At 60.4% G+C, this 2,165-nt stretch carries 3 protein-coding genes; all 3 read right to left on the bottom strand.

Going from position 1 to position 2,165, the window contains the following annotated elements; all coding sequences use genetic code 11:
• Nucleotides 1–169 precede the first annotated feature (169 nt).
• Nucleotides 170–832, bottom strand: coding sequence for a uridine kinase (locus KXD98_RS28380; RefSeq protein ID WP_043988409.1), 663 nt, complete (start codon nucleotides 830–832; stop codon nucleotides 170–172).
• Complete coding sequence (locus KXD98_RS28375) at nucleotides 832–1,305, bottom strand: GNAT family N-acetyltransferase (RefSeq protein ID WP_016895292.1); 474 nt, start codon at nucleotides 1,303–1,305, stop codon at nucleotides 832–834. The genes KXD98_RS28380 and KXD98_RS28375 overlap by 1 nt, the downstream gene beginning before the upstream one ends.
• Before the next feature lie 175 nt (nucleotides 1,306–1,480).
• The gene (locus KXD98_RS28370; RefSeq protein ID WP_157835606.1) at nucleotides 1,481–1,957 is read right to left on the bottom strand and encodes a GNAT family N-acetyltransferase; all 477 of its coding nucleotides are present in this window, start codon (nucleotides 1,955–1,957) and stop codon (nucleotides 1,481–1,483) included.
• Nucleotides 1,958–2,165: the final 208 nt, after the last annotated feature.

The raw sequence follows: 2,165 nt of genomic DNA, 5'->3' as shown, positions 1-2,165 counted from the left end.
ACGGCGAACAGGCAGCTCGAGACCAGTCTAAAATACCTTTCGATCGGTAGGACTCGATATCTGGTCGAGAGCCGACACTGCTAACACCTTGCCCGTTCTGTGGACAAGCCACTGGGCCCCGATCACCTCTGAAGGCAGCGGGGGGTGCGCGTGCTCGCAGTTCGTTTGGTTACCCGCGGAGTACTACTGGCGATTCGTGGTTGCTGTTTGCGATCAGGATCGTCGCTCGATCCTGAGGCTTGCATTCTCGGAAGTAGCGGCGCTGCGCTTCAACATAGCGCCGCATGGTGGGATGGTCCGGGTCTGGGTTACTTCCATCTCGCAAGGCCATCCTTCGTGCGGTTTCGATGAAGGGAACATCGAGGAACACGGATAGGTCCCAGCTAGTGGCAAGCTCGTTGCGGTGCAGGAAGATTCCGTCCACCACGAGCACTGTGCCCGGGGCGGCCAGCTGCGGCTCCGGCATGAGAATCGTGTCAGTGGTGACGTCATGGCAGGCGGTGCGGTATCGCCGAGATCCGCCGGGCCGAAACGGGACAAGGACATCGGTATAGAACTGGCGATAGTTGTAGGAGTCTGACCAGAACCCCTCAGGCGAACTACGGCCCAGCCGGTACCGAACCTCGCGGGTGTTGTGAAAGTCGTCGAGTGATACTCGGACGACTGGTCGTTGTCGGTCTCGTAGAAGTTCGGCTAGTGCGTCCGCGAAATGGGTCTTGCCGGCACCGTCGGGCCCGTCGATCGCGATCCTCGGGCAACGCTGACCGTCGAAGACAGGAATCCGCGCCGCGACGAAGTCCAACGCATCCACTCGACCGAAAGCAGCGCTCATCACCGGCGGTCCTGCGTATCACCGGCCAGAAGCGCATGCACGTGCATGTCGTGCCAGCCGTCAGCGTGCAACGCAGCACTCCGCCGGATGCCCTCCACGCGAAACCCGGCCTTCTCCGCAACCCGACAAGAGGCGAGGTTGGCGACCGAATGCTCCAACCCAATCCGCTGGAAACCGACTTCACGGAATGCCCACTGACACAAAGTAGTAAGGGCTTGAGAACAGAGTCCTCGTCCACGCCACGCTGGCGCCATCCAGTACGCCGCTTCAGCTGAACCATCGTGCAAATCCACGCATTTGAGCGAAATACGGCCGGTCAATGAATCGCTGGTGCGGTCAACCAGCGCCCAATTCAACTGAGCCTCTGCAGTCCACCCGTCACGCCACTCGCTAATCCACTGGCGCGCTTCGTCCTCAGAATCGGCGCGCCGCACATGCCAGCGTTGGATCTCGGGGTCATTGAAGGCGTCCACGACCGCGCGAGCGTCAGACAGTCGCCACGGTCGGAGCAACGCAATAGAGCCCACCGACAACGACGGATGAGGAGACAGCGGATATCGCCGGCGGGATCAAAGTCGGCACACATGGCATCATCGCGCAAAATCCGAACCTAGACCAACGAGAACGCGGCATCCACGCGTAGGCCCTTCATCGCAAATCTTTGATCATAGCGATGCCGAGGGGTCCATTGCCTTGGCCCACCACGCGAAATCCCTTGCGCTCGTACAGATGTTTGGCCGGATTGCGAACATGGACATTAGTGCACATTGCTTCTGCATGTGGCGAAAGCTCGGCGAACAGTGCATCCAGAAGCAAGCCGCCGATGCCGGCTCCCCGCGAGCCTGGTGCGACAGCGATGCAGAGTTCCGGCAATGGCGACCCGGCCGCATCAGTGCGCAATGGCGGATTGCTATGGTACGTCCACACCGCACCGATAGCGATCGCGCTGTGATCCTCGGCAAGGATCGGCACGATGCCAACAGGTGGGAGCAATTCGAGCACTTCGCCGTCACCGGGGTCAGGAAGTGGCCAGTCTTCGATAATGCAGGCATGGCGGGCCATCTCGACGACGAAAGCGTGATCGTCAGCGGTCGCCGAGCGGAGTCGCACTCTGGACTGTGCCATCGGCAGATTGTGGCAGAAGTTCCCTGCTGCACGCATATCGATTTTTGACGAGATGGGATGTACGGGCGCGGCGCGAAACAGTCGCCAGCAAACATTCCGTGGACGGTTAACCAAGAGCCCAAAGGGCTTGCCAAGTGTGAGTCCATCACAGCTGCTGCCAGCCGCCCATCCCGAAACTGCCGACCCTATCGATATCAACAATCACCGG

Source organism: Mycobacterium sp. SMC-4, assembly GCF_025263265.1.
GTDB lineage: Bacteria > Actinomycetota > Actinomycetes > Mycobacteriales > Mycobacteriaceae > Mycobacterium.
The sequence above is the reverse complement of the archived record's forward strand: the minus strand, read 5'-3'. Positions and strand labels throughout refer to the sequence as shown.

Bases quoted from the DNA above. Each gene is read 5' to 3' on its own strand.
- KXD98_RS28380 (WP_043988409.1), bottom strand. From the start codon at position 832: ATGAGCGCTGCTTTCGGTCGAGTGGATGCGTTGGACTTCGTCGCGGCG.
- KXD98_RS28370 (WP_157835606.1), bottom strand. From the start codon at position 1,957: ATGGCACAGTCCAGAGTGCGACTCCGCTCGGCGACCGCTGACGATCAC.